The 25,361-nt window shown below is 72.8% G+C and carries 22 protein-coding genes and 1 pseudogene; 9 read left to right on the plus strand and 14 right to left on the minus strand.

Going from position 1 to position 25,361, the window contains the following annotated elements:
- Nucleotides 1-15: 15 nt before the first annotated feature.
- From EF879_RS16860 to tuf, 3 genes are all read right to left on the minus strand, one after another.
- On the minus strand, nt 16-1,422 hold the full coding sequence (locus tag EF879_RS16860) for a class II 3-deoxy-7-phosphoheptulonate synthase (RefSeq protein ID WP_123559675.1): 1,407 nt from the start codon (nt 1,420-1,422) through the stop codon (nt 16-18).
- 148 nt (nt 1,423-1,570) lie between these two features.
- Nucleotides 1,571-2,059 (minus strand): hypothetical protein, encoded by a 489-nt coding sequence (locus tag EF879_RS16865; RefSeq protein ID WP_233604524.1) that lies wholly within the window; start codon nt 2,057-2,059, stop codon nt 1,571-1,573.
- Nucleotides 2,060-2,431: 372 nt separating this feature from the next.
- Nucleotides 2,432-3,619: an elongation factor Tu gene (tuf, locus tag EF879_RS16875; RefSeq protein ID WP_123559681.1), complete on the minus strand. Its 1,188-nt coding sequence runs from the start codon at nt 3,617-3,619 to the stop codon at nt 2,432-2,434.
- Between the two features lie 449 nt (nt 3,620-4,068).
- On the opposite strand from tuf, the gene bla reads away from it, so the two are divergent.
- From bla to EF879_RS16890, 3 genes are all read left to right on the plus strand, one after another.
- Nucleotides 4,069-4,932 (plus strand): class A beta-lactamase, encoded by an 864-nt coding sequence (gene bla, locus EF879_RS16880; RefSeq protein WP_199736488.1) that lies wholly within the window; start codon nt 4,069-4,071, stop codon nt 4,930-4,932.
- A 94-nt stretch (nt 4,933-5,026) separates the two neighbouring features.
- Complete coding sequence (locus EF879_RS16885) at nt 5,027-5,683, plus strand: hypothetical protein (RefSeq protein ID WP_123559685.1); 657 nt, start codon at nt 5,027-5,029, stop codon at nt 5,681-5,683.
- Nucleotides 5,684-5,731: 48 nt separating this feature from the next.
- Nucleotides 5,732-6,202 (plus strand): hypothetical protein, encoded by a 471-nt coding sequence (locus EF879_RS16890; protein ID WP_199736470.1) that lies wholly within the window; start codon nt 5,732-5,734, stop codon nt 6,200-6,202.
- 88 nt (nt 6,203-6,290) lie between these two features.
- Here the strand turns inward: EF879_RS16890 and EF879_RS16895 are convergent, their stop codons facing one another.
- Nucleotides 6,291-6,680: a hypothetical protein gene (locus EF879_RS16895; protein WP_123559687.1), complete on the minus strand. Its 390-nt coding sequence runs from the start codon at nt 6,678-6,680 to the stop codon at nt 6,291-6,293.
- A gap of 494 nt (nt 6,681-7,174) precedes the next feature.
- Here EF879_RS16895 and EF879_RS16900 point away from each other — a divergent pair, with 494 nt between their 5' ends.
- The 3 genes from EF879_RS16900 (at nt 7,175) to EF879_RS16910 (ending at nt 9,420) form a co-directional block, all read left to right on the plus strand.
- The gene (locus EF879_RS16900) at nt 7,175-7,972 is read left to right on the plus strand and encodes a helix-turn-helix transcriptional regulator (protein ID WP_123559689.1); all 798 of its coding nucleotides are present in this window, start codon (nt 7,175-7,177) and stop codon (nt 7,970-7,972) included.
- Nucleotides 7,963-8,163 (plus strand): DUF397 domain-containing protein, encoded by a 201-nt coding sequence (locus tag EF879_RS16905; protein ID WP_123559691.1) that lies wholly within the window; start codon nt 7,963-7,965, stop codon nt 8,161-8,163. Before EF879_RS16900 ends, EF879_RS16905 begins: the two co-directional genes overlap by 10 nt.
- Nucleotides 8,164-8,397: 234 nt before the next feature.
- Nucleotides 8,398-9,420 (plus strand): DUF4331 family protein, encoded by a 1,023-nt coding sequence (locus EF879_RS16910; RefSeq protein WP_123560009.1) that lies wholly within the window; start codon nt 8,398-8,400, stop codon nt 9,418-9,420.
- A gap of 54 nt (nt 9,421-9,474) precedes the next feature.
- Here EF879_RS16910 and EF879_RS16915 read toward each other — a convergent pair whose 3' ends face one another.
- Nucleotides 9,475-9,867 carry a DUF4260 family protein gene (locus EF879_RS16915; RefSeq protein ID WP_123559693.1) on the minus strand — a complete coding sequence of 131 codons (393 nt, stop codon included), beginning with the start codon at nt 9,865-9,867 and terminating at the stop codon, nt 9,475-9,477.
- Between the two features lie 669 nt (nt 9,868-10,536).
- Nucleotides 10,537-11,343 (minus strand): BTAD domain-containing putative transcriptional regulator, encoded by an 807-nt coding sequence (locus EF879_RS16920; protein WP_123559695.1) that lies wholly within the window; start codon nt 11,341-11,343, stop codon nt 10,537-10,539.
- Nucleotides 11,344-11,576: 233 nt separating this feature from the next.
- Between EF879_RS16920 and EF879_RS27695 the strand changes: the two genes are divergently transcribed.
- Nucleotides 11,577-12,482 carry an NBR1-Ig-like domain-containing protein gene (locus EF879_RS27695; protein ID WP_199736471.1) on the plus strand — a complete coding sequence of 302 codons (906 nt, stop codon included), beginning with the start codon at nt 11,577-11,579 and terminating at the stop codon, nt 12,480-12,482.
- A 155-nt stretch (nt 12,483-12,637) separates the two neighbouring features.
- On the opposite strand, the gene EF879_RS16930 is transcribed toward EF879_RS27695, so the two are convergent.
- The 5 genes from EF879_RS16930 to EF879_RS16950 form a co-directional block, all read right to left on the minus strand.
- Nucleotides 12,638-13,039 (minus strand): serine/threonine protein kinase, encoded by a 402-nt coding sequence (locus EF879_RS16930; protein ID WP_123559697.1) that lies wholly within the window; start codon nt 13,037-13,039, stop codon nt 12,638-12,640.
- Nucleotides 13,040-13,155: 116 nt separating this feature from the next.
- A complete protein-coding gene (locus EF879_RS16935; protein ID WP_123559699.1) occupies nt 13,156-14,115 on the minus strand; it encodes a S41 family peptidase in 960 nt (319 codons plus the stop codon).
- A gap of 142 nt (nt 14,116-14,257) precedes the next feature.
- Nucleotides 14,258-14,605, minus strand: a complete 348-nt coding sequence (locus EF879_RS16940) for a 2'-5' RNA ligase family protein (protein WP_370375511.1) — start codon at nt 14,603-14,605, stop codon at nt 14,258-14,260.
- Nucleotides 14,606-14,810: 205 nt separating this feature from the next.
- Entirely contained in the window at nt 14,811-15,554 is a 744-nt protein-coding gene (locus tag EF879_RS16945; protein WP_123559701.1) for an SDR family NAD(P)-dependent oxidoreductase, read from the minus strand.
- Nucleotides 15,551-16,369 carry an alpha/beta fold hydrolase gene (locus EF879_RS16950; RefSeq protein ID WP_123559702.1) on the minus strand — a complete coding sequence of 273 codons (819 nt, stop codon included), beginning with the start codon at nt 16,367-16,369 and terminating at the stop codon, nt 15,551-15,553. Before EF879_RS16950 ends, EF879_RS16945 begins: the two co-directional genes overlap by 4 nt.
- A gap of 114 nt (nt 16,370-16,483) precedes the next feature.
- On the opposite strand from EF879_RS16950, the gene EF879_RS16955 reads away from it, so the two are divergent.
- A complete protein-coding gene (locus tag EF879_RS16955; protein WP_123559704.1) occupies nt 16,484-17,821 on the plus strand; it encodes a PLP-dependent aminotransferase family protein in 1,338 nt (445 codons plus the stop codon).
- A gap of 76 nt (nt 17,822-17,897) precedes the next feature.
- Here the strand turns inward: EF879_RS16955 and EF879_RS16960 are convergent, their stop codons facing one another.
- From EF879_RS16960 to EF879_RS16970, 3 genes and pseudogenes are all read right to left on the minus strand, one after another.
- Nucleotides 17,898-19,496, minus strand: a complete 1,599-nt coding sequence (locus EF879_RS16960) for a glycosyl hydrolase family 18 protein (RefSeq protein ID WP_123559706.1) — start codon at nt 19,494-19,496, stop codon at nt 17,898-17,900.
- Nucleotides 19,497-19,687: 191 nt separating this feature from the next.
- Nucleotides 19,688-20,238 (minus strand): annotated as a pseudogene (locus tag EF879_RS16965) (YceI family protein); the annotation flags it as partial.
- Nucleotides 20,239-20,256: 18 nt separating this feature from the next.
- Nucleotides 20,257-21,225 (minus strand): TrmB family transcriptional regulator, encoded by a 969-nt coding sequence (locus EF879_RS16970; RefSeq protein ID WP_123559711.1) that lies wholly within the window; start codon nt 21,223-21,225, stop codon nt 20,257-20,259.
- Nucleotides 21,226-21,469: 244 nt separating this feature from the next.
- Here EF879_RS16970 and EF879_RS16975 point away from each other — a divergent pair, with 244 nt between their 5' ends.
- Nucleotides 21,470-25,195, plus strand: a complete 3,726-nt coding sequence (locus EF879_RS16975; protein ID WP_123559712.1) for a S8 family serine peptidase — start codon at nt 21,470-21,472, stop codon at nt 25,193-25,195.
- Nucleotides 25,196-25,361 lie beyond the last annotated feature (166 nt).

Consider the following 25,361-nt stretch of genomic DNA (forward strand, 5'->3'; position numbering starts at 1 on the left):
GGGGTGGTGTCGTGATCAGCCACGGAGCATCTCCGCCACCAGGAAGGCCAGCTCGAGCGACTGCTGGGTGTTGAGCCGGGGGTCGCAGGCGGTCTCGTACCGGTCCGGCAGGTGCTCGTCCTCGATCGCCTGGGCGCCGCCGAGGCACTCGGTGACGTCCTCACCGGTCAGCTCGACGTGCAGCCCGCCGGGGTGGGTCTCCAGGGCGCGGTGCACCTCGAAGTAGCCGAGCACCTCGTCGACGATCCGGTCGAAGTGCCGGGTCTTGTAGCCGTTCGACGACTCGTGGGTGTTGCCGTGCATCGGGTCGCACTGCCAGACGACCTTGGCGCCGGAGTCGGTGACCTTCGACACGATCGGCGGCAGCACGTCCCGGACCAGCTTGTTGCCCATCCGGCTGATCAGGGTGAGCCGGCCGGGGATGTTGTCCGGGTTGAGCTTCTCGCAGAGTTCGAGCGCCTGCTCCGGGGTGGTGGTGGGGCCGAGCTTGACCCCGATCGGGTTGGCGATCCGGGAGACGAAGTCGATGTGCGCCCCGTCGATCTGCCGGGTCCGCTCGCCGACCCAGAGGAAGTGCCCGGAGAGGCCGTACGCCCGGCCGCCGGAGACCCGGGTCAGGGCGCGGTCGTACTCGAGGGCGAGCGCCTCGTGGGAGCAGTAGAGGGTGACCGTACGCAGCGCCTCCTCGTCGGTCATCCCGCAGGCCCGGATGAACGCCAGGGCCCGGTCGATCTCCCGGGCGATCGCCTCGTACCGCTCCCCGGCCGGGGAGTTGCGGACGAAGTCCTTGTTCCAGTCGTGCACCGCGTGCAGGTCGGCGAGGCCGCCCGCCAGGTAGGCACGGAGCATGTTCATCGCGGCGGCCGAGTTGGCGTACGCCCGGATCATCCGCTGCGGGTCGGCGACCCGGGCCTCCGGGGTCGCCTCCAGCGAGTTGATCATGTCGCCCCGGTACGCCGGCAGCCCGAGCGCGTCGGTCGGCTGCGACCGCGGCTTCGTGTACTGCCCGGCCACCCGGGCGACCTTGACCACCGGCAGCGACGCCCCGTACGTCAGCACCACCGCCATCTGGAGCAGCGTCCGTGCGTTGGCCAGCAGGTGGCTCTCGGTGTTGTCGGCGAAGGTCTCGGCGCAGTCGCCGCCCTGGAGCAGGAAGGCCCGGCCCTCGCAGACCAACGCCAGCCGCTCCCGGAGCTGGTCGACCTCGTAGGGCGCGACGATCGACGGGACGTTCTCCAGGACCTTGCAGACCTCGCCGACCGCCGCCGGGTCGGGCCAGGGTGGCGTCTGGGCCCGCGGTAGGTCCCGCCAGTTGTCCAGCCCCAGGGCCGCGTCCTCTGCCGAGTCGACGGTCGGGCGGCTGGTCTGGAGCGCGGGGTTGCCCACGGCGGGGTAGCTCAGCTGATGCCACTCTTGGCGCATGCGGTAAGCCTACGGTGGGACCCCGGCCGGTCACCGCCCGAGGTCGGCGCGTCCGCCAGGTGGGAGGACGACGATCGCCGGCGGACCTGACCAGGAACGATCACCCGTGGGGCGGCCCGCCGGTGCGCTGACGGTCGCGCCGTGATCGTCAGCCGGCGGGCGTCTCGCTGGCCGACGGGGCCGGGGTGTGCCCGCCGGGTACCTCCTGGGCGATGCACCACTGCCCGTCGGCCCGGGCCACGGTGAAGAGCAGGTTGATGGAGCTGGTCCGGCCGCCCGACTTCACCGTGATCGACGTACTGACCTCCTGGTCGGGGCCCTTCGCCCGGATGTCGATGATCTCCGCCTCCGAGACGGTGAAGTGCTTGGCGAAATCGCCGTTCGCGCTGGTGGCGACGGCGTCAAAGGCCTCCCGCACCGGCTCGCAGAACTGCTCGCGACCGGCGTCGACGCTCTTCTCCTTCATCGCGTCGAGGTACGCCTGCACCCGCGCCCGGGCCCGCTCCGGCCCTTCGTCGGGCGTGGCGGCCTCCTCCGGCTCCTGTCCGAACGAGTCGGCCAGGCCGCACCCGGTCACCCCGAGTGGCAGGGCCGTCGCCAGGATGGCGGCCAGTACGGCGCCTCGCCGTCGCGTCATGCCCATCGCGCTCCCCTCCCCGGACCGGCTCCACAGACTAGCCGAGCGGCCGGGCCGACGCGGCAACCGGCTCGGGGCACGGCACCGCGCCGAACCGGGCCGGATCGGCGCGTGGCTCGGCACCGGACCGGCCGGTCGGCGCTGTCCGGGATCCGGGGCTGGCCTCGGAAAACGGGTCCTTCCCGCCGAAGGTGACGGGAAGGACCCGTTCCGCGCCGCGCCCGGGCCGGCCGGTCACGATCCACCCGGCCGAGGTCCCGGACGATCATGATCCACCCGGTCGAGGTCCCGGCCGATCGAGGTCCGGTCCGATCGAGGTCCGGCCGGTCACGATCCACCGGCGGTACCCCGACCGGGGACCCCTCGGCCGGATCAGTCGAGCAGGGCGGTGACGGTGCCGGCGGCGACCGTACGGCCGCCCTCACGGACGGCGAAGCCGAGGCCGACGTCCATGGCGACCGGCTTGCCGAGGTTGACCGTCAGGGTCACCGTGTCGCCGGGGTTGACCTGCGGCAGGTCGCCGAGGTCGACCGCGCCGACCACGTCGGTGGTCCGGAAGAAGAACTGCGGCCGGTAGTTGGCGTGGAACGGCGTCCGCCGCCCACCCTCGGCGGTGGTCAGGGCGTAGAGCTGGGCGGTGAACCGCCGGTGCGGCGTCACCGTGCCCGGCGCCGCCACCACCTGCCCCCGCTGCACCTGGTCGCGCTTGACCCCGCGCAGCAGGATGGCGGCGTTGTCACCGGCCTGCGCCGACTCCAGCGAGCGGCCGAAGGTCTCCAGCCCGATGGCGACGGTACCGAGCGTCGGGGCGAGTCCGACCACCTCGACCGGTTCGCCGGCGCGCAGCACGCCCCGCTCCACCGCGCCGGTCACCACCGTTCCGCGCCCGGATATGGTCAGCACGTTCTCGACGGGCATCAGGAACGGCTGGTCGAGCAGGCGCGGCGGCACCGGGATGTACCGGTCCACGGCGTCGAGCAGGTCGGCGACCGACTGCACCCAGCGTGGGTCGCCCTCCAGGGCCCGCAGCGCGGAGACCCGCACCACCGGCACCTCGTCGCCGGGGAAGCCGTACTCGCTGACCAGCTCCCGCACCTCCAGCTCGACCAGGTCGAGCAGTTCGGGGTCCTCCACCGCGTCGGCCTTGTTCAGCGCCACCACGAGGTACGGCACCCCGACCCGCTGGGCGAGCAGTACGTGCTCGCGGGTCTGCGGCATTGCCCCGTCGAGGGCGGAGACGACCAGGATCGCCCCGTCGACCTGCGCCGCTCCCGTGATCATGTTCTTCACGTAGTCGGCGTGGCCCGGCATGTCGACGTGCGCGTAGTGCCGGGTCGCGGTCTCGTACTCGACGTGGGCGATGGTGATGGTGATGCCGCGGGCGATCTCCTCCGGCGCGCGGTCGATGCCGTCGAACGCGACGAACCGGTTGACCGCCGGGTCCCGGTCGGCGAGCACCTTGGTGATCGCGGCCGTGAGGGTGGTCTTGCCGTGGTCGACGTGCCCCATCGTGCCGATGTTCAGGTGGGGCTTGTTCCTGACGAACTGGCTCTTGGCCATGGCTCTGTCTGTCCTCAATGGATAGTCGTGGCTGGCGAACGACGAGCGCGGGCGGGTGCCACACCGCAATCGAGAGAAACCGCGCCAGAACCGCGCACCGGTGCGCGCGCACCGAACAGGGGGCGGCACCGGGATGGGCCACCCTCCTCCGTGGGTTCTGCTGGGGCGGGAGGAGGGTCAGCCTCGCGCGCCGGTATCCAGCCGAGCCATCGCCAGGGACACGGCGGTGGGGCCCAGCAGGAGGACCCCTGCGGGCCACGCCGAACCGGCCGTGCCAAACATGGCGCTCACGCTAGCGCCACACCCGGGGCACCGCGACCGATATTTCGCGCCCCCCGCGCGTACGAGAGGATCGCCGCATGCCACTCCACCGTCGGGCCGGCGCCGTCGGACGCGCCATCCTGGTGGCCACCGCCGCGCTGGCCCTCGCACCACTCGGCTCCTGCTCCATGGGCGACCCGCCGGACCGGGGCGGGCCGGCCTCGGCCGTTCCACCGGCACCGACCACGGCGCCGGCACCGACCACGCCGGCGACCAGCCCCGAGTTCGGCCGGCTCGAGTCGAGGTTCGACGCGCGGCTCGGCGTCTACGCGGTCGACACCGGCACCGGCCGGACCGTCGAGTACCGCGCCGACGAGCGGTTCGGCTACGCGTCGACGTTCAAGGCCCTGGCCGCCGCCGCGCTGCTGGACGCCACCACGTCGGCCGAGCTCGACCGGGTGGTCCGCTACACCGAGGCGGACCTCCTGGCGCACGCGCCGATCACGAGGCAACGGGTGCGCACCGGCATGACGCTGCGCGAACTCGCCGAGGCGGCGGTGCGGTACAGCGACAACACCGCGGCCAACCTGATCCTGGACCGGCTCGGCGGTCCGGACGGCTTTGAACGGGCCCTACGGGACCTCGGCGACCGGGTCACCAACCCGGAGCGCCGCGAACCCGGGCTCAACGACGTGCGGCCGGGCGACACCCGGGACACCAGCTCGCCCCGGGCGCTCGCGACCGACCTGCGGGCGTACGTCCTCGGCGACGCCCTCGCCGCCGAGGACCGTGACCTGCTGGTCGACTGGCTCCGGCGGAACACCACCGGCGACCGGCTGATCCGGGCCGGCGTCCCGGCGGGCTGGACCGTCGGGGACAAGACCGGCTCCGGTTCCTACGGCACCCGCAACGACATCGCCGTGGTGTGGCCGCCCGACGGCGCGCCCATCGTGCTCGCCGTCATGTCCCGGCGGGACGAGCGGCACGCCACGTACGACGACGCGCTGATCGCGGCCGCGACGAGGGCGGTGATCGCCGTGCTGCGTCCGTAGCCGGGACGCGCCGCACGGTTCGCGCCGGTCGCGCCCGGTCCGCGGCCGGCATCGTAGGGTCGATCCCACCCCCCCCCGATCCGGAGGACGGACGATGATCATTCCTGCCCGCTTCAACGGCCCTCCGACCTCGGGCAACGGCGGCTATTCGGCCGGGCTCTTCGCCGGCCCGGCCGGCGAGGTCCACCGGGAGGTCACGCTGCGGATGCCGCCGCCCCTGGACACCCCGCTCACGCTCCTCGACGGGATCGTCCGTGGGCCGGACGGCGCCGTCGTGGCCGAGGTCCGCCCGGCCGGCGACCTGGACACCGTGGTTCCGCCGATCGGGTACGCCGAGGCGGTGGAGGCCAGCACCCACTACGCCGGTTTCACCGACCATCCCTTCCCCACCTGCTACGTCTGCGGGCCTGAGCGGACCGACGGGTTACGGATCTTCCCCGGCCGGCTGGCCGACGGCACCACCGCCGCCCCCTGGACGGTCCCGGACGACGTCTCGGCCGCCACCGTCTGGGCCGCACTGGACTGCCCCGGCGGCTGGGCCATCATCGAGGCGGGTCGGCCGTACGTGCTGGGACGGATCGCGGCCCGCCTGGACCGGGTGCCCAGCCCCGGGGAGCGCTGCGTGGTCCGTGGCGCCCTGGTCGGGGTCGAGGGCCGCAAGGCTCTCGTTAACACCACGGTGTACGGCCCGTACGGCGACCCGCTGGCCCGCGCCCGCGCCACCTGGATCGCCATCGTCGCCGCGCACTGACGCGGGTGGCCGCGGGGTCGGGTTGACCGTCCGGGATACCCTGACGGCATGGTGCAGGCTCGCAGGCACAGTGTCTGGCGCAACCGGTACGACATCATGGTCGACGGCCGGACCGTCGCGACGTGGGACCCGGCCACCTGGCGCAGCGGCGGCAGCTTCACCCTCGAGGGGCGGAGCTACCAGCTCCGCAGCAACGCCTGGGGCAGCCGCTACACGCTGCTCGACGCGGCCGGTGCCCCGGTCGCCTCGGCGGACCGGGTCGGGCGGAAGCGCTGGACGGTCGAGTCGGACGGGCGGAGGTACGACTTCCAGCGGGCCTCGATCTGGGGCACCGAACACGAGCTGGTCGTCGACGGCCGGCGGGTGGGATCGGTGCGGCGGACCAGCTCCTGGCGAGGCGACCTGGCCGCCGACCTGCCGGGTATGCCCCTCCCGCTGCAGATCTTCGTCCTCGGAATCCTCATCATCACCTGGAACGAGGTGTCCGTCGCCGCCACCGCCGCGGCCGCCAGCGCCTGAGCACGCGCAGCCCGCGGCATCGAGCGGAGTACAGGTCTCCGGCCTGTTTCTCTTCGACCTGTTTCGCGGCGCCACGCCGGAACGGCGGTCACCGCAGGCCATGATCGTCATCGGTCTGCTCTGGCTCACCCCGCTCGCCACCCGCCTGCTGCCCCGCCTCACCGAGACCACCGCTCCTCGCGCGCGAGGCTGAGGTCGCGTCGGTGCCCCCGGCTCCGGTGTCGTCCCGACTCGCGGGCAGCGCGGCCCGGCGGACGTGCACGGCACGGGCGCGACCGTCGGTCCCGTTCGGCCGCACCTCCACCCCGAGCACCGGAATCCACTCCCCCGCCAGGATTTCCGGGCTACGCGGCGCGTACTGCACGCGGAGTCGGAGCGCGCTGGTGCCGTACTCGACGCGGTCCACGCCGTACCGGTAGTCGCCGGGGGCGAGCTGGAGCACGTCGCCGACCCGGACCGGCGGCCGCACCCCGGTCACCGCCCGATCCCCCGCCGGCCCACCCGTCGCCGGCCGACCGGCGGGGCCGGCACGACCGGGTCGCGATGGGCGTCCGGTCGGCGCGGCGGGACCGCGACCGCCGGCACCGACTGTGGCATCAGCACCGACAGCTCCCGGTACGGGCAGGAGCCCCACCGGCGGCCGCGTCGACAATAGATCCACAGTCGACGCCAATTCCGTCGGTGATGGAACACGAGTGGCACGGGCGAACCTTGATCAGCATTTCTCATCACGTCTCCTCGCTGGCGTTGGATGGGGGCCGACTCCCCGGAGAGGGAAGGCGGAAGTCGGCCCCCGCAGGTTCCGCCCGGCGGGTCACTGTGCCGCGTGGAATCCGGGCGGTTCCGCTACTGGAAGTCTGATGAGGAACACACTACGGTCGATACGTGCTCGCGCCGTCCGCGCAGGTCAGCGCAGCTCTTGGGCGGGTGTTGGAGGAACACCGTCGGCCACGAGCAGGAATGGGTGAATCAATGGGTCTCGCCACCCAGTACGTCATCGACGAACTGCGGATCTTCCGTACCGGGCAGAAGTTGAGCCAGGAGGAGTTTGGTCGCAAGATCGGTTATTCGGGGTCGCACGTCAGCTCGGTCGAGACCGGTCAACGACCGCCGACCGAGGAATACATGGCGCAGATTGACGCGGCATTCGACACCGGGGGCCGATTCACCCGGATGCTGGAGAAGCTCGGCCGGCTGGACCTCACCCCGGCGTGGCTGCGGGAGTGGATCGAGTTCGAGCGCAGCGCCAAGCTCCTACGCTGGTACGAACCCGCCTTCGTCCCGGGTCTACTCCAGACCGAGGCGTACGCCACCGCGATGTTGAGCGGAACGCGCCGGACGCCGGAGCAGGTCCAGCAGCGGGTCCGGGCTCGGCTCGACCGGCAGGCGGTGCTCGCCGTTGAGAATCCACCGCAGTGCGTCTTCGTGATCGACGAGATGGTGCTGCGCCGTAAGGTACGTGGAGATCGAAAAATCATGGCCGAGCAGCTCGACCACCTGCTGGCCTGCACCGAACTCCCGCACGTGCAGATCCTCGTGGTGCCTGAGGAAGTAGGGATCTACGCTGGACTCCAGGGCGGCTTCATCCTGGCGACGCTCGACGACAAGACGGGGATATCCCACCTCGACCACCAGGTGCGGGCCCAGATCGTCGACCGGGCGGAGGACCTACTCATCCTGGAGGGGACCTGGGAGGATATCCGCAGCGAGGCCCTGCCCCGGGCCCAGTCACTCAACCTGATCAAGGAAGCGGCGAAGAGATGGACCTGAGCAGCGCGATCTGGCGGAAGTCGACCCGGTCCGGCACCAACGGCGGCTCCTGCGTGGAGGTCGCCGACAACCTGCCCGGCGTGGTGCTCGTCCGCGACAGCAAGGACCCCAACGGCGCCGTCCTCGCCTTCACCCCGACCCAGTGGCAAGCCTTCGTCCGCCTCGCCCGCACCATCGACCCGGCCCGCTGAGACCGACCCCACCCGATCCGCCTGTACCCGCTCCTCGCCCGGGTCCAGTGTCCTCACGTCGCCGGGGTGGATGATTCACGCCTCATGCTGCGGCGACGCGGGAGGCCCCGGCCCCGCTGCCCGAGCCGGGGCCGGTGCGGTCGGGCGAGGCAGATTTCGACAATTCAGACTAGGGGATAAATCCGCGCGGGTATGGTCAAAACGACCTGAACTCACGGGCCGGGAGTGACCCCGATGTCGCACCACCTTGATACTCCGCTCGCGGCGCAGAGCGGCCAGCTCTTCATCACCGACCTGTACGTCTTCGACGGCGAGCACGGCACCGTCTTCGTCATGAACGTCAACAGCTCGATCACCGGCGCCGACATCAAACCCGGATTTCACCACGAGGCCCGCTACGAATTCAAAGTCCACGTTGACGGCGGCGAGGATGAGGAGCTGACCTACCGCGTGACCTTCGACGAGCCGGACCCGGAGGGCCGGCAGGCCCTGCAGGTGTACGCGCTCACCGGGTCCGAGGCCCGAGACGACCTGGCGACCGGCACGCTCGTACTCGAAGGCCGGACCGGCGAGACCGTCGGCGACCAGCGGCTGCGGGTCTGGGCCGGCCGGATCCGCGACCCCTTCTACATCGACCTCGACCAGCTCGCCGCCATCAACAAGGCCTTCAAGCACGGCACCCGGCTCGACCGGTCGGCCTGGCACCCCGAGAACCCCCGAAACAGCTTCGCCGACGCCACGGTCGAGTCGATCGTCCTGGAGGTGGGTGGGCAGGACTCGATGCTGCGGGACGGCATGCAGGTCGGCGTCTGGTGCGCCACCAAGCTGGCCACGGACGCGGGTGGCTGGTGGCAGATCAACCGCGCCGGCCACCCGATGATGTGGCCGATCTTCTGGCCCACCGACACCGACTTTTCCAACCCGGCCAACGTCCGGCACCCCCGTGACGATGCGAAGGGCGCGGGCGACGAGATAGCCAGCATCGTCGCCCGGGTCATCGACGCGAATGGAACCAGCGCCGACCCGGCGGCGTGTGGTCGTAGCGTGGCGCGGCAACTCCTTCCCGACGTGCTCTCGTACCGCATCGGTTCCCGCGCCATCTTCGGGTTCGCGGAACGCAACGGCCGGCAGATCCGGGACAACGCACCGGAGGTGATGTTCTCCCTGGTGATGAACACCGGGATCACCACCGGGTTCGACGCGGACGTGGCCCTGGAGGCCCGCAGCGAGAGCTTCCCCTACGTGGTGGCCGCCTGACCGGGTTCGCGGTCACCACCGGACCGACGCGTCCACGACCGTCCCCGGCCGCGCTCACCTGGCGTCGCCGCGCCGGGCCGGGCCGATCGGACCGAGGTGGGTGTGCGCGAAGCCCCTGGTCGTCTTGAGCCCGTAGCCGAGGGCGCGGTCGACGGCGATGTGGAACACCCAGGCGACGGCGACGACCCCGAGCCAGGTGACCGGTTCGTCGCGCGCGGCCATGACCACCGCCACCGCGCCGAGCAGCGCCGGCAGCGCGTAGGAGTGGCCGAGGTTGTAGCAGAGGGCACCGACACGGGGGCCCCGGAGGTAGCCGAGCATCGAGAGGTCGAAGAGGAGGAAGAGGGCCAGCAGCCACCACCACGCGTAGCCGGCGGCGACGGTCACCACGACCGCCAGGGCGGCGATCACCCCCGCCTCGACCCGCTGCGCGAGGACGGGATTCATCAGTCGGACCTCCTGGCCCCGTCGCCGGGTGCCCGCCCGGGCGCCTGCGGGTCAGAGCCTACCGGCCCGGTCCGCCTGACCGGAGCGGTGACCCGCCTGGAGGCGACCGAGGGGTAACGGGCGGCCGCCGGGGAGAACCGCCGTCCCCGGTACGCCGGGTTCGGCACCGTGGCGTCGCGCCGTACCCGGGCGCCGTCGCGGCGTACCCGGGTCGCGGCCCGCGGGCGGCGCCGGCGGCCGGCGTAATGCGGTACCTGGGAGGGGCCGGCCGGCCTGCCCTCGGTCTCGCCGGCCGGCGACGCAGGACGAGCCAGACCGCGAGCCCGCCCAGCGCGGCGCCCATCAGGGCCGCCAGCACGATCCGCACCGTCCCGGTGACGAGGACCTGCCCGACCGCCGTGGCCAGCACCCACCGGGTCACCCACCCCGTGGGTCCCGTTCTGCCGCGAGAACCGCCGCTCGCCTCCGCCGACATCACCCCTCCCCGGGATGCTCACCGATGCCGTCAAGGCCACAATGCCCCGTCGCGTACCTCGGAAACACCGTCACGACCGCCCGATGGCACGACGTGAAAAGTGGCATCGCGGGCCGGTGAGCCGCCGCACACTCGGGAACCGTGGCCCGGCTGGTCCTGCGGCTACCGAATCACCACGGCACCGCGCCGCCGGGTCACCACGGCACGGCGGAGCACAGGGGTGGCGTGACCGGCACCGGGGTCCCGGTACGGCGGTCCGTGGGTTCGCCGCGCAGGATCGCCCGGTGGAGGGCGCGCACCTCGGTCCCCGGTTCCACGCCAACCTCCTCGACCAGCCGGTGCCGGAGCCGGACGTAGCGGTCGAGGGCGTCGGCGGTACGGCCGGCCGCGTGCAACGCCCGCATCAGGGCGGCGGCCAGGTGCTCCGCCAACGGATGCTCGCCAACCAGGGCGGTCAGCGGCCCGATCACCCCGGCGGGATTGCCGATCTCCACCTCCGCCTGCGCCCAGGCTGCCACGGCACCGAGATAGTGCTGCCGCCAGGCCTCCCGGACGCGTCCTGCCCACTCCCCGGGTACGTCGGCGAGCGGCTCGCCCCGCCACAGCGCCATCGCCTGCCGCAGCGCCGTCACCCGCTCGGCCGCGTTCGAGGCCACATCGGCCTGCGCGACGAGACGGTAGAAGCGGTGCAGGTCGACCCGTTCGGCGTCGACATTCAGCACGTACCCGCCCGGCCGCCGGAGCAACCGGACCGGCGCGGACCCCGGGACACCCCGCTGCCCAAGCATCCGGCGAATCCGGCTGATGTGGGTGTGCAGCGTACGCCGGGCTCGCTCCGGCGGCCGATCGCCCCAGATCCGGTCGATGAGCGCCTCGGTACGGACCATCCGGTTGGCGTCGACGGCCAGCATCGCGAGTACCGCCGTCTGCTGCGGGCGCGCGGCGACCAGCGCCCGCCCGTCGACCCACACCTCGACCGGCCCCAGAACTCGAAAATCCATCGCCTTTCCGCCCCCACCGAATAATCGAACAACATCATTTCTGTCGTCGAGTCCGATTGCTGCCACCAGACCGGCGCAACGGCTTCAGGATCTCGATAGATCGATGGTGTTCGGTAGACTCTGACATCGGCTGACAACAGTTCTGACATCTTTACAGGGGGGCCTTGATGCCAGAGCGCGTCCCGCCCGATCGTGATCAACGAAAGCAAGCGATCACACAGTTTGCCGATGAGTTGCAGGCATTACGGGCAGCCAACGGAAATCCCTCGTTCCGAAAACTGGCCGGCCGGTCGGGACGCATCTCCCACACCGCGCTGCACGAGGCCGTCGCCGGCAACCGCCTCGCCTCCTGGGCGACGACCCGCGAGTTCGTCCGGGCGTGCGGTGGTGACGAGGCGGCGTGGCGGGCCCGCTGGGAACGGGCGGCGGCGCTCGCGCTCGGCCAGGCCGACGAGTCCTCACCGGACGGTCCGGCGACGTTCGAGAATGGGGAGCGACCGGCGGAATCCGAGCCGGCGCGGCCGGAGCCGGCCATCCCGCCGGCGCCGCTGGCGACATCCGGCGCGCCGGCGGAATCCGAACCGGTACGACCCGAGGCGTCCCGCCCCGCCCGTCGGTTCAGCCGAACAATCGCCGTGGTCGCCGGGATCATCACCATACTCGTCGCGGTCGGCGGCGCGGGCCTCATGCTGCGCTCCGGCTCCGACGAGACGCCGGACCCGGCGGCCGCCACGCCGGCAGGGCCGCGCGTCAGCGGCGACCGGAGTCGGTTCATCGCCGACGTCACCATCCCGGACGGTACGTCGGTGACGACGAACGAAACCTTCGTCAAGGTGTGGGAGATCCAGAACAGCGGCACCGTGCCGTGGTACGGCCGCTATCTTCAGCGCGAGGACCTGCCGCCGGCACCGGGTAGTTGCCGTACACCGGACCGGGTTCCGATCGGCAACACGTTGCCCAACGAACGGGTCAAGATCAGTGTGACCGTCACCGCCCCGGACCGTCCGGGAAGCTGCATGGTCAAGTGGAAGATGGTCGACGAGCAGGGCCGGCTCTTCTTTCCCAGCGCCCGGCCGGTCTACTTCCTCGTCAACGTCGTCGCCCCGGAGGAGCCGTCGCCGGAGGCCGAGGCGAACTGAGCCCCCGAGGGCCGAGGCGTCCGGAGATTCCCACGCGGCCTGGCCCGGACCGAGCCCCCCCGCGGCCACTCGGTCCGGGCCAGGCCGTCGCCTACCCGCTGATCCGCGCGGTCCGGCGGGCCGCCCCGTGGCCCGCCGAACCGCGCCGGCCGAGCTCAGCCGCAGTTACCCCACGGGCTGGTGTAGTTCTCGCCGCCGTGGTAGCCGAAGAAGCGGACGCACTTGCCCGCCGCCCGCGCCTTCACCGGCCCGGCGTAGTAGCGGTAAAGGCCGGTGTCCAACGCCCAGCCCTGGCCCTCCACCTGGAGCCCGGCGGTGATCCGCGTCGGCGTACCGACCGACGAGGTCTTGATGGCCACCACGCAGTTGTACGACCCGTTGTAGAGCAGGTAGACCCGGGCGCCGGACAGCCCGTGCGACCGCTGGACGTAGTAGTCGCTGCCGCACACCCCCTGCGGCGTGTACGCGGCCTGCGCCTGGCCCGGCGTCAGGGTGAGCGCAGCACCGACAGCGACCGCGGTCGCCCCGATCCTGGTCAATGCCTTGCGGGACAACATGATCCCTCTCCTCCTCGGGACGTCGGTATCCCTTGCCGGCTTCCAGGTTCCGGTGACCGTGTCGGCCGAAAGCTTGCCGCGTTGTCAACACGATCCGGGGTGTGGCGGGTGCGGGGTCACGCCGGATGGGTGGGACCGCCGAGCCGGTCGAGGGCGGCCCGAGCCTCGGCGCGGATCCCGGGCGCGGTGGTGGTGGCCAGGACGTGTTCCAGCGCCCGGCGGTAGGCGACGTCGTACGCCTGGTCCGCCGGCACCGGCACGTCGGGCTCGACGCCGGTCCCCTCCCAGTTGGTGCCGGTCACCGGATTGACGGACCGGGCGTACGGCACGGTGATCTCCAGGGTGGGGGTGATCGGGACGACGCGGGTCGGGTGGGCCCCGCCCCGGGTGGTCTCGCCGACCAGCGTGGCCCGGCCCTGGGCCTGGAGGTTGTAGCAGAACTCCTCGCCACCGGAGAACGTCGTTCCGCTGGTCAGCACGAAGACCGGCCGGTCGAGGTAGCGCTCCCCCGGCAGGTACGCCAGGCTCCAGTACTGCCGGGTCGTGCCGCTCTCCCTGTCGTGGATGCTGTTCAGGTGGGTCTGGTCGTCGGGGAAGAAGTAGCTGGTCCAGAAGATGACCCCGTTCGGTGAGCCGCCCCGGTTCCGCCGCAGGTCCACGATGAGCGCGTGGGTGTGCGCGACCAGTTCCATCGCGGCGGCGATGGCCCGGCCGCCGGCGCCGGCCTCGGCGATCATCCGCAGGTCGAGATAGCCGACGTTGCCGTCGAGCCGCTCGACCCGGGCGATCCCGTAGTTGTCGAGCCGCATCTGGGTGTGCCGGGCGGCCGCCCGGTCCGCCTCGGTCGTCGCCGCGGCGAGCGTCTCGTCCCGGAGCCGGACCCGCAGGTGCCGGTCCGCGCAGATCGCGAAGAGGTCCGCGGTCAGCCGCTCGGCCAACGCCTCGTCGGCGAGACCGTCGTACGCGCCGGCCGCCCGCCGGGCGCGGATCTCCTCGACGGCCCGCGCCGCCCGCTCCGGAAGGACGTACCCGGTGCGGAGCAGGGCCAATGCCTCCTCGATCGGGTCGACCGTCATGGTCGGAACCCTACCGAGCCCCGGGCCGGCGATTCCCCCCTCGGTCACCTCGCCGCCGGCACGGCGTGGTAGCCCTCGGCCGACTCCTGGCCACAGAGTCCCCGGAGCGCGGCCACTGGCGCGTCGGTGACCGCCCGGCCCCTCAGGGCAGCGGCCGGACGATGTCCCGCGCGTGGTCGACGACCGCGGCACCGACCACGGTCGCCTCGATCGGCAGCACCTCCAGGCACCGACGGACCGCCGCGGTCATCAGCGGATTCGGTACCCGCATCGAGAGGGTGCAGTGCGGCACCCAGTACCCCGGCCGGTGCTGGTCGCTCACCGCCACCCCGGCCCGGGTCAGCCGGTCGTACACCGTCGCCTGGTGGGCGAGGAGGTCGGCGGTGGGCGACGGGCCGAGCCACAGGACCCGGCCGACGAACTGGCCGGCGTACTGGAAGGTCAGCCGCAGCGGTGCCGCCACGACCATCCCGGCCAGCGCCGCGGCCACCCGCTCCGGGTCGAGCCGCGGGGCGACCGCCAGCGAGACGTGCGGCCGGTGCCGCCGGCCGAGCAGCGCTCTGCACCCCCTCGGACTCCAGCGCCTCCCAGAGCACCCGGATCCGCCGGGTGGCGTCGGTGTCGAGGTACAACTCCAGCGCCGCGACCACCGGCCCACCCTAGAGAGTGGCCGGTGGCCGACCCACGGCGGGTCGTCAGCGGGGTCGGCGATCCACCTGGAACGGGGCGAAACTCTGTGCGACCGGCATCAGCTCGATGGTGTTGACGTTGACGTGCGGCGGCTGCGCCACGCTCCAGTACACCGCCTCCGCCACGTCGTCGGCGGTGAGCGGCTCCATGCCCGCGTAGACCTGGGCCGCCCGCTCGGCGTCGCCGCCGAACCGGACGACCGAGAACTCGGTACCCCCGACCATGCCGGGCTCGATGCAGGTCACCCGTACCCCGGTGCCGTGCAGGTCGCTGCGGAGGTTGAGGCTGAACTGCCGGACGAACGCCTTGGTGGCGCCGTACACGTTGCCACCCGGATACGGGTACGTCGCCGCCGTGGAACCGATGTTGACGACGTGACCGCGCCCCCGGGCGACCATTCCGGGCAGGACCGCGTGCGTGCAGTAGATCAACCCTCGGCAGTTGGTGTCGAGCATCCGCTCCCAGTCGTCGAGGTCGGCCCGGTGCGCCGGTTCCAGTCCCCGGGCGAGGCCGGCGTTGTTGACCAGGATGTCGATGTCGGCGTGGGACGGGGGCAGGGCCTCGATGGCGGCGGCGACCGCGGCGCGGTCCCGTACGTCGAGCACCAGCGGGAGCACGTCCGAGCCGAGTGCGGCGAGCCGGTCGGCGCGCCGGGCGCAGGCGACGACCCGGGCACCGGCGGCGGCGAAGCGTCGGGCGATGGCGGCACCGAAACCGCTGCTGGCACCGGTCACGAAAACCGTCGTCACCGCCGCACCCCCGCTGCCGCGACCCGCTGGAGCAGCCGCCCGAGCGCGTCGTTGAAGGCCGCTTCCCGCTCCAGGTTGGGCAGGTGGCCGGCGCCGTCGACCACCACCAGCTCCGCGCCCGGCACGCACTCGGCGATGAGTTCGGCGTCGGGAAGCGGGGTGAACGCGTCCTCGCTGCCCACCACGACCAGGGTCGGCACCGCGACCTGGCGCAGCGTCGCCACGTAGTCCGGGCGGTCGGCGCGGCCCCGCAGCGCGGCGGCGGCACCGACCGGCGAGGTCGTGTGCATCATGACGCTCACCCGTCGGGCGACCTCCGGCATGGCCGCGAGGTTGTCGGGGGCGAGCATCTTCGGCAGCGTTTCCTCGGCGTACCCGGCCATCCCCTCGCGGAGCAGGCGGTCGGCGAGATCGTTGCGCCACCTCCGGCCCGACTCGGTTTCGGCGGTCGCCGAGGTGGCGGCGAGCAGGACCCCGGTGACGCGGTCGGGGAACAGCCGCAGGCACTCCAGGACGATCTGTCCCCCCATCGACAGCCCACCGAGGACGAACCTCGCTACGTCGAGCCGGTCGAGCAGGCCGGCGATGTCCCGGGCGAAGACGTCCAGGGTGGTGCGGCCCGGCACCACCGTGCTCTCGCCGTAGCCGCGCAGGTCCGCCACGATCACCCGCCAGCCCGTCCGGACGGCGTACGCGACCTGGGGTTGCCACATCGAGCGGTCGAACGGGTGGCCGTGGACCAGGACCAGGGTCTGTTCCCCGGTGCCGTGGTCGTCGTAGGCGATCTCGATGCCGTTGACCGGTGCAGTTGCCATGCCGGCTCCTTCGCGTTCGTGTCGCGCTGACCCGCTGATCTCGACAGCCGAGGCTATTCCGTGCAATATGCGAGTGCAATGGGATCAATATCCTCGGAGCAATCGGAGCGACGTGTGGACGACTACCGCCGGATCGCGGATCGGATCGCCGCGGACATCGCCGCCGGCCGGCTCACCGCCGGCCAGCGCCTGCCGACGCAGCGGGCCTTCGCCCGCCAACGTGGCATCGCCGCCTCCACCGCGGCCCGGGTCTACGCCGAACTCGCCCGGCGCGGCCTCGTCACCGGCGAGGTCGGCCGAGGCACCTTCGTCCGGGCCAGCACCCCACCGCCGGAGCCCGCCCTCGCCGAACCGGCCGACGCCCGGGTCGACCTGGAACTGAGTTTCTCGGTGCTGCCGGACCAACCCGCGCTCCAGGCCCGCGCCCTGGCCAGCCTGGTGCGACCCGACGCCCTGGCGGCCAGCCTGTCCCCGATCGGCGCCGCCGGCACACCCGCCGCGCGGGAGGCCGCCGCCCACCTGCTCGACCGGCCCGGCTGGGCCCCGGACCCCGACCGGCTGCTCTTCACCGGCAACGGCCGGCAGGCGATCGCCGCCGCCATCGCCGCCCTCGTCCCGGTGGGCGAACGGCTCGGCGTCGAGGCGCTCACCTACCCGGTCGTCAAGGCCCTGGCCAGCCGGCTCGGCGTCACCCTGGTCCCGCTACCCGTCGACGGGGACGGCCTGCTGCCCGAGGCGGTCGCCGAGGCACACCGCGCCGCTCCGCTACGGGCGATCTATGTGCAGCCGACCCTGCACAACCCCCTCGGGACGACGATGCCGGCGCACCGGCGCACCGCACTCGCCGACCTGGTCGACCGACTCGGGATATTCGTCGTGGAGGACGCCGTCTGGTCGTTCCTCACCGACGCCCCGGCGCCGCTGGCCGCCCTGGCCCCGTCCCGGACCGTGCTCGTCGACAGCCTCTCCAAGCGGCTCGCCCCCGGCCTCACCGTCGGCGTCGTCGCCGCACCGCCCCGGCTCACCGAGCGGCTCGCGACCGCGATCCGCTCCGGTGCCTGGACCACCACCCGCTTCGGGCTGGACGCGACGGTGCGGTGGATCGGCGACGGCACCGTCGCCGCCGTCGCCGCCGGCAAACGCCGGGACGCTCGCGGCCGGCAGGAGCTGGTACGAGACCGGCTGGCCGGCTACGCCGTCCGGTCCGACCCGGGCGCCTACCACTGCTGGTGGGAGCTACCGGCACCGTGGCGCGCCGACACCTTCGTCGCGGCCGCCGCGCGCCGGGGCATCGCGGTCACCCCCGCCGCCGCGTTCACCATCGGGACCAGCCACGCCCCCAACGCGGTACGGCTGGCGCTGGCCACCCCGCCACTGCCGGTCCTCGCCGGAGCGCTCGACACGCTCGCGGCACTGGCCCGCGCCACGCCGGAGGACATGGAGACCGAGTAACCGGTCACCGGAGACGCGGGTGCCCTGGCCGCCAATGGGCGACCAGGGCACGCGTGCCGGGCTGTCGGCGCCGGGGCTACCGCAGGCCGTTGGAGATGGCGGTGATCAGCTCACCGTTGCTGGTGTCGCCGGAGAGCTCCCAGAAGAACGAGCCGCCCAGCCCCTGGCTCCGGACGTACGCCATCTTGCCGCCGATCGTCGCCGGGGTGTCGTAGCTCCACCAGTTGCTGCCGCACCGGGCGTACGCGGTGCCGGCGATGGTGCCGGTCGCCGGGCAGGTGTTCCTGAGCACCTTGTAGTCCTCGACGCCCGCCTCGTACGTGCCGGGCGCCGGGCCGGTGGCCGTACCGCCCGGGGCGGACTGGGTGACGCCGGTCCAGCCTCGACCGTAGAAGCCGATGCCGAGCAGCAGCTTGCTGGCCGGGATCCCCTTGCTCTTCAGCTTCTGGATCGCCGCGTCCGACCAGAAGCCCTGCTGCGGAATCCCGTCGTACGAGTACAGCGGAGAGTGTGGCGCGGTCGGACCCTGCGCGGCCCAGGCACCGAAGTAGTCGTAGGTCATCGGCATCAGCCAGTCGAGGTTGCCGATCGCACCGGCGTAGTCCGCGGCGTCGATCTTGCCGCCGGTGCTGCCGTCCGCGGTGATCGCGGCGGTGACCAGCGCCGACGGGCCGAACCGGGCACGCAGCGCGGCGATCAGGTTCTTGAAGGCGTTCGGGCCGCTGGTGTCACAGGTGAGCCCGCAGGCGTTCGGGTACTCCCAGTCGATGTCGATGCCGTCGAAGACGTCGGCCCAGCGCGGGTCCTCGACCAGGTTGTAGCAGGACTCGGCGAACGCGGCGGGGTTCTGCGCCGCCTGGGTGAAGCCGCCGGACCAGGTCCAGCCGCCGAAGGACCAGATCACCTTGAGGTGCGGGTACATCCGCTTGAGCTTGCGCAGCTGGTTGAAGCTGCCGCGCAACGGCTGGTCCCAGGTGTCGGCGACGCCGTCCACACTCTCCGCCGCGGTGTACGCCCTCTCGTAGTCGGCGTAGCTGTCCCCGATGGTGCACCGGCCGCCCGTGGTGTTGCCGAAGGCGTACAGGATGTGGGTCAGCTTGCTCGCCGAGCCGCTGGTGTGGATGTTCTTGACGTGGTAGTTGCGGGCGTAGACGCCCCACTGGGCGAAGTAGCCGACGACCTTCTGCCCGGCCGGCGGCGGGTCGGTCGCCGGCGGGGTGGTCGGAGGTGCGGTCGTCGGTGGGGTGGTGGGCGGGGTGGCCGTCGGGTCCGACGCGCCGCCGCAGGCGGCGCCGTTGATGGTGCAGGTCAGCGGGGCGCGGTAGCCGCCGGTGCCGATGTACCCCCAACTGAAGGTGGCGCCGGGGGCGAGGCTGCCGGCCCAGCTCTTCTGCACCGCGACGTAGTGGTCGCCGCTGCGGGTCACGTCCGCATCCCAGAAGCTGCTGATCGTCGTCCCGGCCGGCAGGTCGAACTCCACCCGCCAGGTGGACACCGCCGCGTCGGTGCCGTTGGTGACCGTGACCCTGACCTCGTGGCCGGTGCCCCAGTCCGAGGTGGCGGTGAAGCTCGCGGTGAGGCTGCCGGCGCCGAAGGCCGCGGTGACCGGGACCGCCGCGACGGCCAGCGCCGCCGCGAGGCCGGCCCACAGCGCCTGGCGGAGGGGTCTTCTCATGGCGTCCCCCTTTAATTCTTAGGAAACTTTCCATATAGCGTGAGGTGACGCTACTCAGGGGTTCACCACTTCGTCAAGATGTCAATATTTCGATCTCCGTCCGCCCGGCGGTCGGAGGTCACACACGAGGTGACCGACGGTCAGCGGCGCGTACGCGCAGCGCCGGGACCGGCGACGTCCGGTCCGTACGGTCACGGCTGCCGGATCGCCTCACCGGCGATCTCGATCGCGACCGTCCTGCCGACCAGGACACCACCGCTGTCCAGGGCGACGTTCCACACCAGGCCGTAGTCCTCGCGCTCGATCTCGGCCGTCGCGCTGAACCCGAAGATGTCATTCCCGAACGGGTCGCGGCGCGCGCCGCCGAACTCCACCCGGAGATCGACCGGACGGGTGACCCCCTTCACCGTCAGCTCCCCGGTGAGCACGAACCGCCCGCTGGCCCGGTCCACCTGCTCCGGGACGGTCACCGCGCCGGCCCGTCGGCCCAGCCGGTTGCCGCGCAGCCGGGCCCAGTAGAAGATCGCCTCGTTCCGGTCCGGCTCCCACCTGATCCCCGTGCTCCGGTACTCCAGGGTTGGATACCGCTCCACGTCGAGGAAGTCGGGGCTGCGCAGGTGCGCGTCCCGGTCGCCGTGACCGGTGGTGATGCTCGCCGCCGCGATGGTCGCGGTCACCGAGGAGGCCAACGGGTCCTCGGCGACGAGGATCGTCCGGTCGCCTCGCGGAACTCGCCGCGTACGGGACGACCGGTTCCGGATCAGAGCCAGCCGCGTTCGTGTGCCTGCCATCCCAGCTGGAGTCGCGACCGCGAGTTGGTGCGCTCCATCAGCGCCCGCACCCGTCGGACGACCGTGCGGCGGCTGATCCCGAGCCGAGCGCCGGCCGCCTCGTCGGTGAAGCCCGCGACCAGCAACGCGAGCAGTTCCCGGTCCTCGGCGGAGATGTCGCCGGACTCCGGGGCGCGGTCGAGGCCGCCCGCCGTGAGCGGCGTCGCCTGGGACCACACCGTCTCGAAGAGCGCGATCAGGGCGTCCAGCAGGCCGCACGGATGCACCAACAGCGCCGCGTGGTGCGCGGCCGCGGTCCAGGAGAGCGGCAGCAGCGCGAGGGTCCGGTCCGCGACGGCGAGCTTGGTGGGGAGCGCCACCGCGAGCCGGGCCTGTTCCCCGGCCCGGATGTGGGCGGCGACCCCGGCGGCGACCTCCGGGTCCTCCAGCGCCGTGCTGTCGTACACCGCCCGGTAGACCACCCCGGCGGCCTCCCGGTCGAACTGGGTGGCGTTCACCGGGCTGCGGGCCGCGTACGGCGGCGCGACCAGGACCCGGACCTCGCGGCGGGCGCTGCGCTGCACCCGTTCGAACGCCCGTCCCACCGCCGCCCGGCCCGAGACGACCTCGATGAGGTCCTCGGTACGCCGGTTGCTCGTCCTACCCCGCAGCTCGGCGGCGAGCCGGTGTGCCGCCTCCCGGGTCAGCTCCAGCTCCGCGTACCGGCGCCGGATCAGCTGCTCCACCGCGAGTTCCGGCGGCACCGGCACGATCCGTTCTCCGGGTGGCGGGGTGCGGTGGACGAAGCCCTCCCGTTCGAGGAGGGCGACGACCCTGCGCACCCGGGCCTCCGAGAGCCCCATCCGGTCGGCCAGCTCCGCCACCCGAGCCCCGCCCCGGCGGATCAGCGTTAGGTAGGTGGACTCCGCCACCGGACTCAGTCCGGCGGACCTCAGCACGGCGACCTCCCTGGCGCATCTGCGTCATGGCGCAGCTGCGCTCAGCCTAGATCCTTTACCGCCGCGATGACGAGGTGTAACTCTCCCCATGATCGAGTAGCACGTCAAAGGAGGACCCGTGGCCAGACCATTACGGACGGTCATGGCGCTGGCGACCGTCGCCGCCGTCCTAGCGTCCGGCCCCTCGCCGGCCGTCGCATCGGCGGATGGCACAGTCACGCCAACCGAAGCCGGTGGCGCGCTGGTGAGCGTCCACACCGTCACCCTGATCACCGGGGACGTCGTCCGACTCTCCACCTTCTCCGACGGCCGGCAACAGGCCGAGATCGACGACGCCAGCCCATCCCGGGGGACGGGCTTCCAGTTCACCGAGCGCGACGGCGACCTCCACGTGACACCGCACGAGGCGTTGCCCCTGGTGGCCGCCGGCCGGCTCGACCCGGCCCTGTTCAACGTCACCGACCTGGTCGCCGAGGGCTACCACGACGCGGCTCGGTCGAGCCTCCCGCTGCTGATCACCGGCGCGTCGACCGGCCCCGAACCGCGGGCCGCCGCGCCGGCCACCCCGACCGGCGCGACCCCCGAGCGCCACCTCCCCAGCATCGGCGCGATCGCGGTACGGGAGGAGAAGTCCCGGGCCCGTGACTTCTGGGCCGAGGTCACCGGCGGCCGGCCCGCCGCCCCGGCCCGAGCCGACGGCCCGACAACCCTGGCCGCCGGGTTCGACCGGATCTGGCTGGACCGCCGGGTCCGGGCCGACCTGACCGACAGCGTGCCGCAGATCGGCGCCCCCGCCGCCTGGCGAGCCGGTTACGACGGCACCGGGGTGAAGGTCGCCGTCCTGGACAGCGGCTACGACCCGCACCACCCCGATCTCGCCGGGCAGGTCGTCGCCGCGAAGAACTTCACCGACACGCCCGACGCGACCGACCGGTACGGCCACGGCACCCACGTCGCCGCCACCATCGCCGGCAGCGGCGCCGGGCGCGGCGGCCGGGGCTCCGGCGGTCACGGCGCCGGAAACCCGGGCGGCAAGGGCGTCGCCCCGGGTGCCGACCTCCTGGTCGGCAAGGTCCTCGACGACAACGGCTCCGGCAGCCTCTCCTGGATCATCGCCGGAATGGAGTGGGCGGTCCAGGAGGGCGCCCGGATCATCAACCTGAGCCTCGGCGCCCCGGCCGCGGAGGGACCGGACCCGATCACCGAGGCACTTGACGCACTCAGCGCCAGCTCCGGTGCCCTCTTCGTGGTCAGCTCCGGCAACTCCGGCCCCGGCCGACACAGCGTCACCACCCCGGGCACCGCGGACCGGGCGCTCACGGTGGGCGCGGTCGACAGCCGCGACGCGATCGCCGACTTCTCCGGCCGGGGACCCCGGCTCGGCGACGCCGCGGTCAAGCCGGAGGTCACCGCCCCCGGCGTCGGGATCGTGGCGGCCCGCGCCGCCGGCACGACCCTCGGCAAGACGGTCGACGCCCGCTACACGGCGATGTCGGGCACCTCGATGGCCGCCCCGCACGTCGCCGGGGCGGCGGCCCTGCTCGCCCAGCGCCACCCCGACTGGACGGCCGAGCAGCTCAAGGCCGCCCTGGTGAGCAGCGCCGACCCGAGCCGCGACACCCCGGCCTGGGTGCAGGGCGCCGGCCGCGTCGACATCGCCGAGGCGCTCGACCAGGACGTCCGGGTCGACACCGCCACCATCGGATTCGGCGCCGTACCGGCCGGCACCGCATCCCGCACCGTCAGGGTCGGCTACCACAACACCAGCCGACGCCCGGTGACCCTCACCCTCGCCGCGGAGGTCCGCGATCTGGGCGCCGACGGTCGGCGGGCTGACATCGACGTCTCCCCGACCCGGCTCACCGTCCCGGCCGGCGGCCGGGCCAGCGCGACCGTCCGTCTCCACCCGAAATCGACCACCCCCAACCAGTACGCCGGCGTCCTGACCGCCCGGGGCGGTGGCGTCGAGCTGCGTACCCCCGTCGGGCTCACCGTCGTGCCACCGACCCGCACGCTGACCGTCGAGGCGGTGGACCGGGACGGGCGCCCGGCAACGGACTTCGCCAGCCGCAGCCAGCTGTGGAACCTGGACACCGGCGAGTCGTACTGGGCGCAGTCCTTCGGCGGACGCCCGGCCACGGTGGAGCTACCGGCCGGCCGCTACGCCCTGACGGCCTGGGTGCAGAGCCAGGACGACTCCGGCTGGCCGAAGGACGTCACGATGCTCAGCGAGCCCGAGCTGGTGATCGACCGAGACCGGACCGTACGACTGGACGCCCGGACCGCGCGCGAGATCCGGGTCGACACCCCGAAGCCGAGCACGGTGAACCAGGTCGCGCTGGTGTGGCGGCGCGAGACGGCGGCCGGCTCCCTCCTCGCCGGCGAGCAGTTCAACACGAACCAGATCCGCCGGTTCTACGCCGCGCCGACCCGATCGGTCGGGACCGGGAGCTTCTGGTTCTACAGCCGGTGGAGTCTGGCCGCCCCGCCGCTGGTCGCCGCGATCCCCGGTCCCGGTGGCTTCACGCTGCCGGAACCCCGGCCGGTGGAGGGGGCACCGCTGCTCGATGGCCGTCGCACCCTGCGGCTGGTCGACGGGGGCGACGGCACCCCCGACGAGCTCGCCGCAGCCGGCGCCCGCGGCGCCGTGGTGCTGCTCCGCCTCGCTCCCGGCAGCGACACCGAGGACCCGGGTATCGCACAGTTGCGCGCGGCGGGCGCGGCCGGGGCGGCGGCGGTACTCTTCGCCGGCCCGACCCCGGGCTACCACTACGCCAACGGCCACGGCTCGACGGTGCCGGCGTACCTCGTCGACGCCACCGTCGCGCAGCGACTGCGGGACCGGCTGGCCGCCGGGCCGGCGACGATCACCCTGGAGGGGGTCGCCAACTCGCCGTACCACTACGACCTCCTGCTACCGGAACGTGGCCGGATCCCGACCGACCTCCACTACACCCCGAACGAGCTGGCGCTGGCGGCGATCGAGTCCGAGTTCCACCAGCACTCCCCGGACCTGCAGGCGATGGAGACCCGCGCCGGCTATCCGGACGGGGTGAGCACGGCGTTCAGCTTCAGCCGGCAGATCACCGCCGCCGTACGCCGCACCACCTACGTCAGCACCCGGGGCGTCGCCTGGCGCGGCAGCGCCGTCCTCGAGTCGTACAACCTGGGCCGGCCGCAGGGCCAGATGTACGGACCGCTGCGGGCGTTCCGGGCCGGCGACCGGGCCCGCGAGGTGTGGTTCCCGGCGGTGACCCGACCCGCGACCCCGGCCGCGGTCACCCCGGACTACGGGTACGGCCTGCCGGCCAACCGGGCGCACGACACGATCCGGGTCACCGTTCCGCCGTTCGTCCACGGCGACGCCACGGTCTACGGTTGGGCCGACGGCCTGGCCGACCGGACCGAGCTGACGCTGCGGCGGGGCGGGACGCTGCTCGGCCGTACCAACGCCACCAGGGAGGTGCAGTTCACGGTGCCGGGCGACCGCGCCTGGTACGAGTTGCGCCTCGACGTGGCCCGGGAGGTCGCCCGAGAGCCCGACGACGACCGTGGTCCCCGCGCCCCGTGGTGGACCACCTCCACCGCCACCTCGACGACCTGGACGTTCCGGTCTGACCGGCCCAGGGGCGACAAGCCGGCGGTGCTCCCCCTGCTCCAGCTCGACTACGACGTCGAGACCGACCTGACCAACACCGTTCGGGCCGACCGGCCGTACCCGGTGGTGTTGCACCCCGGCTACCAGCCGGGAGCGACGGGCCCCGGCCGGTTCACCGTCGAGGTCGCGGTGTCGTACGACGACGGGGCGCACTGGCGGAGCGCGAGCACCCGAGGCAGCCGGGACGTGGTGGCGACGCTGCCGGCCGCCCCCGCCGGGGCCGAGTTCGCCACCCTCCGGGTCACCGCCCGGGACCGGGACGGCAACCGGATCAGCCAGACCATCACCCGAGCGTGGCGGGTCGCCCCCTGAGCACGCCGCCGACGGAGATCCCCGGGGCCCGGGCCGACCACGGCCCGGGCCCCGGGGCCGTTTCGTCACGGCCGTGGCCCGGCGCCACCACGGGTGTTCCGACGCGACGGTGACCCGGCGCCACCCCTACCGCCCCGAGAGGGGAGCCGCCGGCCCCGATCCGCAC

This window comes from Micromonospora sp. HM5-17, from assembly GCF_003762835.1.
Taxonomy (GTDB): Bacteria; Actinomycetota; Actinomycetes; order Mycobacteriales; family Micromonosporaceae; genus Plantactinospora.